Origin of the sequence: Streptomyces sp. NPDC046203 (assembly GCF_040646255.1) — a bacterium.
Classification (GTDB): Bacteria; Actinomycetota; Actinomycetes; order Streptomycetales; family Streptomycetaceae; genus Streptomyces.
Genome location: NZ_JBEYZX010000049.1, coordinates 37,819 through 46,949, shown reverse-complemented (window position 1 = coordinate 46,949; position 9,131 = coordinate 37,819). Strand labels below are relative to the sequence as shown.

At 73.6% G+C, this 9,131-nt stretch carries 7 protein-coding genes; 3 read left to right on the top strand and 4 right to left on the bottom strand.

Annotated features, from left to right (window positions below; all coding sequences use genetic code 11):
• Positions 1–238 precede the first annotated feature (238 nt).
• The gene (locus ABZ990_RS26415) at positions 239–1,873 is read left to right on the top strand and encodes an amidohydrolase (RefSeq protein WP_361236461.1); all 1,635 of its coding nucleotides are present in this window, start codon (positions 239–241) and stop codon (positions 1,871–1,873) included.
• Between the two features lie 112 nt (positions 1,874–1,985).
• Here the strand turns inward: ABZ990_RS26415 and ABZ990_RS26410 are convergent, their stop codons facing one another.
• The gene (locus ABZ990_RS26410) at positions 1,986–4,025 is read right to left on the bottom strand and encodes an amino acid transporter (protein WP_361236458.1); all 2,040 of its coding nucleotides are present in this window, start codon (positions 4,023–4,025) and stop codon (positions 1,986–1,988) included.
• 322 nt (positions 4,026–4,347) lie between these two features.
• Here ABZ990_RS26410 and ABZ990_RS26405 point away from each other — a divergent pair, with 322 nt between their 5' ends.
• Positions 4,348–5,130 carry a DUF4118 domain-containing protein gene (locus tag ABZ990_RS26405; protein WP_361236455.1) on the top strand — a complete coding sequence of 261 codons (783 nt, stop codon included), beginning with the start codon at positions 4,348–4,350 and terminating at the stop codon, positions 5,128–5,130.
• A 48-nt stretch (positions 5,131–5,178) separates the two neighbouring features.
• Here the strand turns inward: ABZ990_RS26405 and ABZ990_RS26400 are convergent, their stop codons facing one another.
• Positions 5,179–5,838, bottom strand: coding sequence for a class I SAM-dependent methyltransferase (locus ABZ990_RS26400; RefSeq protein ID WP_361236452.1), 660 nt, complete (start codon positions 5,836–5,838; stop codon positions 5,179–5,181).
• 45 nt (positions 5,839–5,883) lie between these two features.
• Here ABZ990_RS26400 and ABZ990_RS26395 point away from each other — a divergent pair, with 45 nt between their 5' ends.
• Positions 5,884–6,156 carry a hypothetical protein gene (locus ABZ990_RS26395; protein WP_361236449.1) on the top strand — a complete coding sequence of 91 codons (273 nt, stop codon included), beginning with the start codon at positions 5,884–5,886 and terminating at the stop codon, positions 6,154–6,156.
• Here ABZ990_RS26395 and ABZ990_RS26390 read toward each other — a convergent pair.
• Both ABZ990_RS26390 and ABZ990_RS26385 read right to left on the bottom strand, forming a co-directional pair.
• A complete protein-coding gene (locus tag ABZ990_RS26390; RefSeq protein ID WP_361236446.1) occupies positions 6,116–7,420 on the bottom strand; it encodes a cytochrome P450 in 1,305 nt (434 codons plus the stop codon). The two genes, ABZ990_RS26395 and ABZ990_RS26390, sit on opposite strands and share 41 nt — an antisense overlap.
• Complete coding sequence (locus ABZ990_RS26385; protein ID WP_361236443.1) at positions 7,417–9,129, bottom strand: FAD-dependent monooxygenase; 1,713 nt, start codon at positions 9,127–9,129, stop codon at positions 7,417–7,419. The genes ABZ990_RS26390 and ABZ990_RS26385 overlap by 4 nt, the downstream gene beginning before the upstream one ends.
• Between the last annotated feature and the right edge of the window lie 2 nt (positions 9,130–9,131).

Sequence of the window (9,131 nt, the reverse complement as noted above, 5' to 3'; positions counted from 1 at the left end):
CCATTCCGACCCCGGCCGAGGCCGAGAAGACGCCGATCGCGGCCGCCCGCGCGGGGCCCGTGAAAATCCACATGAGGATCGCCATCATGGCGGGCCCGGATTCCCGGGGGCGCACGGCCGGGAGGCGCCCCGGGGCTTCACGGCGGCAGGAAAATCCGACCCTCCGCCTCCCCGCCTTCTCGGCCCCCTCCCCGGCCCTCGCCTGTTCGGGGCCCGTCCCCCCGTTAGGAGTACCCAGATGAGCACGGCCGACCTGGTCTTCACCGGTGGCCCTGTCTTCACCGGCGACCCGGCCCGCACCCGGGCCACCTCCCTCGCCGTCGGCGGCGAGCGGATCACCGCCGTCGGCCACGACGAGGTCCGGGAACTGATCGGGCCTCGCACCGAGGTCGTCGACCTCGCCGGCCGGCTGCTGATCCCCGGCTTCCAGGACGCGCACCTCCACGCCGTGTTCGGCGGGATGGAACTGGCCGAGTGCGATCTCACCGGCGCCGAGGACGCCGACGCGTATCTGCGGACCGTCGCCGCGTATGCCGCCGCCCACCCCGAAGAGCCCTGGATCACCGGCGGCGGCTGGTCCATGGACAGCTTCGAGGGCGGTCTGCCCACCCGCCGGCAGCTGGACTCCGTCGTCCCCGACCGGCCCGTCCTGCTGATCAACCGTGACCACCACGGCTCGTGGGCCAACACCCGGGCCCTGGAACTCGCCGGGATCACCGCCGCCACCCCGGACCCCGCCGACGGCCGGATCGAGCGCGACGCGGACGGCGTGCCCACCGGCATGCTCCAGGAAGGCGCGACCTCTCTCGTCTCCCGGCTGATCCCGCCGACCACCCCCGCCGACCGGCTCGCCGGACTGCTCCGGGCCCAGAGTCTGCTGCACTCGCTCGGCATCACCGGCTGGCAGGACGCCATCCTCGGCGAGTTCAGCGGCCGGCCCGACCCCTCCGACGCCTATCTGGCCGCTGCCCGGGACGGCAGCCTCACCGCCCGGGTCACCGGCGCGCTGTGGTGGGACCGGGCGCGCGGGGCGGAGCAGATACCCGAACTGGTCGCCCGGCGCGCGGCCCTCGGCCACGGCCGGTTCCGGGCCGGGTCGGTGAAGATCATGCAGGACGGCATCGCCGAGAACTTCACCGCCGCGATGACCAGCCCCTACCTCGACGCGTGCGGCTGCGCCACCGCCGAGACCGGACTCAGCTTCGTCGACCCCGAGGCGCTCCGCACCCATGTCACCGCCCTGGACGCCCTCGGATTCCAGGTGCACTTCCACGCGCTCGGCGACCGTGCCGTACGCGAGGCACTGGACGCGATCGAGGCGGCCCTCGCCGCCAACGGACCGCGCGGCAACCGGCACCACCTGGCCCATCTCCAGGTCGTCCACCCCGACGACCTCACCCGCTTCGCCCGGCTGGGCGCGCTCGCCAACATCCAGCCCCTGTGGGCCGCCCACGAGCCGCAGATGGACGAACTCACCATCCCCTTCCTCGGGCCGGAACGCGCCGCCTGGCAGTACTCGTTCGGTGCTCTCGTACGGGCCGGGGCCACCCTCGTCGCGGGCAGCGACTGGCCGGTCAGCAGCCCCGACCCGCTCGCCGGGCTGCATGTCGCGGTCAACCGCCGCCTGCCCGGGGCCACCGACGACCGGGTCTTCCTGCCCGAACAGCGGCTCGACCTCACCACGGCGCTCGCCGCGTACACGGCGGGCTCCGCCTACGCCAACGGCCACGACGACGCGGGCAGCCTGCGCCCGGGCCACCTCGCCGACCTGGTCGTCCTCGACCGCGACGTCCTCACCGGACCGCCCGGAGAGATCGCCGACGCCCGCGTGGAGCAGACCTTCGTCGGCGGGGTCCGAGTGCACGGAGCCTGACCGGCGGTACGAAGCCTGACCGGCGGTACGAAGCCCCGTACCGACCAGTCGAACCGGACCCGCCCCGGACCTCCGCAGCCCGCAGCCTGCCGCGCGCCGCCCGCCGCCCCGGTCAGCCCACGTGCACCCGCGGGCGGCGGGAGCGGTCCGGTTCGGCCTCGCGCAGCACCTCGCGGGTCACCGGCGCGACCTCGCCGTGGCCGAACAGGAAGAAGCGCAGGAAGTTGGCGAACGGACTGCCCTCCGTCCACTCGAAGTAGATGTGCGGGCGGGTGCCGGTGACATCGCGGACGTGCAGCAGCAGGGCGGCGAGGGCATTGGGGATCGAGGAGCTCTCCACGGCGAGCACCCGGTAGTGGTCGTGCAGCACCTCACCCCGTACGGTCAGGCTCGTCTCGAACTCCGACGGGTCGGTGACCGTCACCTCCACGAGAACGAGGTCCTCGTGGGCGGGGATGTCGTTGTCGGCACGGATCTGCTCCAGCTTCTCCCGGTACTCGGCCGCGTCCCTCAGGCCCGGTTCGTTGGCGATGAAGCGCACCGTCCCGTGCGAGGCGTCCTGGATGAACCGGTTCGCCGTCTCGTCGAAGTCCATGTCGGTGACGCGCAGCTCGAAGGCGCGGGCCAGCCGGGAGGCCAGCGAGATGAGGATGATGCCGGCGATGAAGCAGGCACCGATCTTCACACCGTCGGGCCGCTCGATCACGTTCACCACGGTGGTGTAGAGGAAGACGGCCGAGATGACGCCGAAGCGGACGGCCCAGCGGCGCTGACCGGCCTTGCGGGCCGCGATCGTCACGGCGATGGCCGCCGAGGAGATCAGGACGAGCACACCGGTCGCGTACGCGCCGCCCTGCGCGTCCACGTTCGCGTCGAAGATCCAGGTCACCAGGAAGGCGACCAGGATGAACACCAGCACCATGGGGCGCACGGCGCGGGCCCAGTGCGGGGCCATGCCGTAGCGCGGCAGATAGCGCGGCATCAGGTTGAGCAGTCCGGCCATCGCCGAGGCGCCCGCGAACCACAGGATCGCGATCGTCGACGCGTCGTAGACGGTGCCGAAGGTGTTGCCGAGGTACTCGTGGGCGAGATACGCGAGGGCACGGCCGTTGGCCTGGCCACCGGACTCGAACTCCTGGTGCGGGATCAGGACCGTGGTCACGAAGCTGGTGCAGATGAGGAACACGCTCATGATCAGCGCGGCCGTCGTCAGCAGCTTCTTCGCGCCGCGGATCCGGCCGGCCGGGTGCGCCTCGGTGTCGTCCGGATCGCCGTGGACGTGCGGCATCACCGCCACCCCGGTCTCGAATCCGGACAGACCGAGCGCCAGCTTGGGGAAGACGATCAGGGCCACGCCGACCATCGCGAAGACATTGGAGTGCTGCGCGGTCAGGGCCGTGGTCCAGTCCGTCACCACGTGTTCCTCCGTCACCACGTGCCACAGCCCGGTCGTCACGACCACCAGGTTGAGCGCGAGATAGACGCCGACCAGCGCCACCGCGACCCCGATGGCCTCCAGGAAGCCCTTCAGGAACACCGCGCCGAGCAGCGCGATCAGCGCGAGGGTGATCACCATCTGCTTGTCGTGGAGGACGGCCGACAGATGTGGGTTCTCCACGAGGTGGGTGGAGGCGTCCGCGGCCGACAGGGTGATGGTGATGAGGAAGTCCGTCGCGGCGAAGCCCAGCAGGGTCAGGACGAACAGCTTGCCCTTCCAGAACGACAGCAGCCGCTCCAGCATCGCGATCGAGCCCTCGCCGTGTGGGCTCTCCTCCGCGACCCGGCGGTAGACCGGCAGCGCGCCCAGCAGGGTGACGGCGACCAGCACGATCGTCGCGATGGGGGAGAGCAGTCCGGCCGCGAGGGCGGCGATGCCCGGCTGGTAGCCGAGGGTGGAGAAGTAGTCGACACCGGACAGGCACATCACCCGCCACCATGCCTGGCCCTGATGGCCGGTTCCGGCCGTCTGACCTCTGGTGCCCTGGGCGCTTTCCGGGCCCTCGGCGGCTTTCGTCGGTACGGGCGAGATGGCCGGCTCCGTACCGCCCGGCGGGTGGGAAGCGGTGCCGGGCCGCCCCTTGCCCATGTCGGACAGCCCTTCCAGCATCCAGGCGCGCAGTCGGTCGGTACGGGTCGGGGGAGGGGTGGACATCGGGCTCCTGCTGTCCGGTGAGGCGAGAAAGGTTGAATTTCAGCCATCACGCGGACGGCGGCCGAGTCAGCGTATGCAAGGGGTATGTAAGGAACCCGGCCGTTGGCGTCAGGAAACCGTCAAGATCCCTCCGCCGGGCGTCGTGTCGCTCACAGTCGGCGCAGCCTGGGAACGTACGCAGCCGTGTCCCGCGCGCCTCGCGCCCGCGCGTTCCGTACCTGTGCACCCCGTACCTGCGCACCCCGTACCTGCGCACCCCGTACCTGCGCACCCCGTACCTCTGCACCCCGCACCCGGAGTCCCGACCCGTCGGAGGTGGATCATGCGGATGCCGCTCCGGGACGCCGCCGCGCTCGCGGCCGCCGTCCTCGCGCCCTTCCTCGTCGCGCTCGCACTGGTGCCGGTCCGCACCGGTCTCACCGAGACCAACCTGGCCCTGCTGCTGGTCGTCGTGGTCGTCGCCGTCGCCGCCCTCGGCAACCGCTGGGCGGGCGCGCTCGCCGCGCTGTCGGCGGCCTTCTGGTACGACTTCTTCCTCGCCGTGCCCTACTACAGCCTCCGGATCCACGGCCGGGCCGACGTCGAGACCGCGATCCTGCTCCTGATCGTCGGTCTGATCGTTTCCCAGCTCGCGGCCCACGGCCGGCTGCTCGGCGCCGTCGCCCTGCGCGACGCCCGCCATCTGGAACGGCTGCACACCACCACCCGGCTGGCCGAGACCAGCCGCTCGCCCGACGATCTGGCCCGGGTGATCTGCTCCCACCTCGTCGAACTGCTGGGACTCGCCGACTGCCGGTTCGAGTACGGGACGCTCCTCGGCCGGCCGCCCCGGCTCCGTCCCGACGGCACCGTCCAGGTCGACGGCTGGATCTGGGACCTGGAGCGGCAGGGCTGGCCAAAGGGCCCGGTGGAACTCCGGGCCGTCGCGGGCGGCCACTACCAGGGCCGCTTCCTCCTCACCCCCGTGCCCGGCGCCCCGGCCCCGTCCCTGGAGGCGCGCCTCGTCGCCGTCGACCTCGCGGGCCGGGCCGCCGCGGCCCTGGCGGCGACGGTCGCGCCGCCCTGTCCACCGGACAGGGTGCGGCAGCCGGTGTCCTCCGGGTGAGCCACCGCGAGGAAAACGGAAGCGCGGGGACGGTCAGCCCCCGGCCGATCAGCCTCCGACCGGATCCGGCACGCTCATCGTCACCCGCCACAGCCGGCGCGGCAGATCGCCCTCCTCGAAGGCGTGGACCTCGCGCAGCTCCCAGCCCTCGGCCAGCCGGTCCACCAGCTCACGCGGGAAGAAGTGCACGGCGAAGCCGCCGTGCTCGTGGATGTCGTCGCCGTGCGCGATCCCCGTGCCGTAGTGGGCGTCCCCGGTGTGCCGCACGGTGTAGACGAAGGTACCGCCCGGCCGGAGCACCCGGCGGATCTCGCCGACCAACTCCTCGATCCGCCGCGTCGACAGGTCCATGCACAGCAGCATGTGGCCGAACACGGCGTCGGCGGACCCGGGGGCGAACGGCAGCGGATCGCGTACGTCCACCAGGGTGGTGGTCACCCGCCCGGCGAGCCCCCGGGCTTCGGCGCGCTCGGCGAGCTGTCCCAGGGCCGCCGAGCTGAAGTCGGCGGCCCGCACCGAGAAGCCCTGCCCGGCGAAGTACAGCGCGTCACGGCCGTGGCCCGCCCCCAGCTCCAGCACGTCCCGGGCGCCGGCCGCGGCGAAGAGTTCCGCCGCGTACCGGGCCGGCCCCGAGGGCTGCTCCCCGTACATGCCGGGATTCTCCTGGTAGGTGCGCTGCCAGTGGGCCTGTGGTGCGTCGTGCGTCATGGGCGGAGAGTAGCCTGGCCCGCATCGGACAGGGGGGAGCCGGGGATGTTCCGGGACGACGAACCGGTGTTCAAGCGCAAGTACGGCAAGTACTACTTCAACCCGCGCAATCCGACCGGCTTCGCGCTGATCATCGGCTCCTTGCTCTTCGCCGGTGTGATGCTCCTGCTGATGAAGGCCCACGCCGGGCCGTTCGCAGGACCCGACGAGCCCACCACCCGGCCTTCGTCGACCTGGACCGGCTGGTACCCGCCCGCGGACGATCCGGCACAGCCGTTCACCGAGCCCCCGGCGCCGGATCCGACGGCGACACCGTGACGGTGAGCCGCTCCGGCCCGTGGAACACCCAGTCCGGCGCGTAGCGCACGGTCAGTTCCGGGCGCGCGCCCGGCCGGAGCGCCGGCAGCCGGTCCAGGAGTTCCGCGAGCCCGGCCTCGGCCTCCGCCCGGGCGAGGCCCGCCCCGGCGCAGTAGTGGATGCCCAGCCCGAAGGCGCAGTGCCGCACGGTGTCCCGGTGGATGTCGAGCCGGTCCGGATCGGGGAAGTACGCCGGGTCCCGGTTCGCCGCGCCGAGGACCAGGACGGTCCGGTCGCCCGCGCGGATCGCGTGCCCCGCGAGCTCGGTGTCGCGCAGCGCCCACCGGGTGACCATCTGCACCGGCGGGTCATGGCGCAGGAACTCGTCCACCGCCCCCGCCAGCAGCCCGGGGTCCGCTCGGAGGGCGTCCCCCAGTTCCGGGCGGGCGAGCAGGGCGAGTACCGCCTTGCCCAGCAGCCCCGTGGTGGTCTCGTGCCCCGCCGTCAGCAGATGGACGCAGGTCGCCGTCTGCTCCTCGGGCGACAGCGAGGTCTCCTCCTCGGCGGCCCGTACCAGGGCGGACAGCAGATCGCCCCGGTCCCGGCCCGGTCCGCGCCGGGCTTCCAGCTCCCGCCGGAAGTACGCGGTGAGTTCGGCCGCCGCCCGGTCCGCCTCCACCATCCCGGCCAGGGTCCGGTCCACCCGCGCCCCGCCCGCGCGCTGGAGCGCGAGCGCCCGCTCCCGGAACCAGCCCTGCCGTTCCTCCGGCACCCCGAGCACGCCCGATATCACCAGGAGCGGGAACGGCGCCGCGAACTCCGCCACCAGGTCGACGCTCTCGCGTGTCACCAGCGGATCGACCAGCCGGCGGGCGATCCGCCGGATCCCCGGCCGCAGTGCCGCCACCGGACCGGCCGCGAGCGCGGGCGCCACCAGCGCCCGCAGTGCCGTGTGGCGGGGCGGGTCGAGGAACACCAGCCAGTTCTCGACGACCGCGCGCAGCACCGCGTAACCCGGCGGCAGCGGCGCGGCCGAGGCGCTGCCCGGTGCCGTCCGGCCGAACTCCCGCCGGGCGAGGACCCGCGCCACCTCCGCGTAGCCGAAGACGTACCAGGTCGTCGGCCCGCGCGCCCCGCACGGCACCGCCGCCGGGCGGACCGCGTGCACCGGGCCGGCGTCCCGGTAGCGCCGGTAGACGGGGTACGGGTCGGCCAGATCGAGCCGGGCCGGATCGAAGTCCGGCAGCCCACCGGCCGGGGCCCCGCCGCTCGCCGGCCCGCTCACCGGCCCGCTCCCCGCACCAGATCGACCAGCGCGAGCGGGTCGCGCGGCTGCCGGGTGCCCCGCCAGGCCACATGGCCGTCCGGGCGGACCAGGACGTACGGCTGCTCGTAGCGCCGTGCGATCTCCGGAACCGTGCAGCGCACCACATGCAGCGGGACCCGGCGCTCCGCGAACGCCCGCGCCAGCCCGTACGGTTCGCCCGCCGCGCCACCGCCACCGGCATCGCTCCTGTCACCGCCCCCGCCTCCGGCGGGCTCCGCGAACGACAACAGGACGAACTCCCGCCCGTACAGATCGAGGGTGGAGCGGCCCGGCTCCAGCCACGCGTGCGGGGCGCGCACCCCCGGCAGCGTGGACGCGTTCAACCCGGACCCGGACAGTGCGGCCGAGTCCGCGCAGTCTGCCGAGTCCGCTGCGCCGGCCCTGTCCGCCGGGAGCTCGGCCGCGATGACCGGGGAGACATAGCGGTACGCGAAGTGCATCTCGGGATGGTCGAATTCGCGCCCCACGTCGGAGGTGGCCAGTTCCCGGCGGAGCGCCTTCCGGGCCCGCTCGCCCACCGGATTGTCGTCCAGGAGCGCGGGCGAGAGCCGCCGGTCCTGGGTACGGAGCAGGTTCGCGTTGGCCTCCGCGACCCCGGCCACGGCCACCGGGCGGCGCTCGGTCTCGTACGAGTCGAGCAGCCCCGGCCCCGCCCAGCCGGCCAGCGCAGCGGCCAGCTTCCAGCCGAGGTCGGCCGCGTCGCAGACCCCCGTGCTCATCCCGAAGCCGCCCGACGGCGACAGGGTGTGCGCCGCGTCCCCGGTGAGGAACACCCGCCCGGAGCGGTAGCGGTCGGCCACCCGGTGAGTCAGATGCCAGGCCCCGTCGGCCTCCACCGTCAGCGGCGTGTCAAGGCCCACCGCCCGCCGTACGACGGCCTGCGCCGGTTCCCCGGTCGCCGGGGCGGTCAGCCGGTACGTCCCCCGCCCGTCGATGGCGCGCAGCGGATACCGCAGCCCGGTCGGCGAGACGAGGAAGTACAGCAGCGGGGCCCGCGGGCCGAGCAGCCGGGGCAGTTCGGGTGCCCGGAACAGGATGTTGCGCAGGACCCGGGGCGGGTGCAGCTCGGGCACGTCGATCCCGCAGATCTTCCGTACGGACGAACCGGCCCCGTCGCAGCCGACCAGATACCGGGCCCGGACCTCCGAACGGGAGCCGTCCGCCCGTGCCACCGTCGCCGTCACCCCGCCGGGCTCGGGGACGATGCCGAGCAGCCGGCAGCGGGTGCGCACCGGGCCGTCCGGGTAGTGCCCGAGCCGGTCCAGGAGCAGCGGCGCCATCCAGTGCTGCGGGCAGATCGCCTCGGGTTCCGGGGTGTGCCCGGGCAGCGGCCGGTCGGCGACCGTGCCGAACGGCAGCCGGTGGATCTCGTGGCCCGCGACGGCCGTCACCCAGGCCACGTCCAGACAGTGGTCGTCCGGCCAGCCCGCGCCGCGCAGCGTGCCGGACATGCCCCAGCGGCGGAACATCTCCATGGCGCGGGGGCCGACCGTGGTGATCCGGGGGTCCGCCGGGATTCCCTCCCCCGCTTCGATCAGGGTGAAGTCCACCCCGCGGTGGGCGAGGTCGAGCGCGAGCGCCATGCCGACCGGGCCGCCGCCCACGACGAGGACGTCCGTCTCCCAGCCGCCGCGCTCACCCGGTCTGCGGTACGTGTACGTGTTCATCG

Excerpts from the sequence above, each read along its gene's own strand:
- ABZ990_RS26400 (WP_361236452.1), bottom strand. The coding sequence starts at position 5,838 with ATGACGCACGACGCACCACAGGCCCACTGGCAGCGCACCTACCAGGAG.
- ABZ990_RS26395 (WP_361236449.1), top strand. The coding sequence starts at position 5,884 with ATGTTCCGGGACGACGAACCGGTGTTCAAGCGCAAGTACGGCAAGTAC.
- ABZ990_RS26385 (WP_361236443.1), bottom strand. The coding sequence starts at position 9,129 with ATGAACACGTACACGTACCGCAGACCGGGTGAGCGCGGCGGCTGGGAG.
- ABZ990_RS26415 (WP_361236461.1), top strand. The coding sequence starts at position 239 with ATGAGCACGGCCGACCTGGTCTTCACCGGTGGCCCTGTCTTCACCGGC.
- ABZ990_RS26405 (WP_361236455.1), top strand. The coding sequence starts at position 4,348 with ATGCGGATGCCGCTCCGGGACGCCGCCGCGCTCGCGGCCGCCGTCCTC.
- ABZ990_RS26410 (WP_361236458.1), bottom strand. The coding sequence starts at position 4,025 with ATGTCCACCCCTCCCCCGACCCGTACCGACCGACTGCGCGCCTGGATG.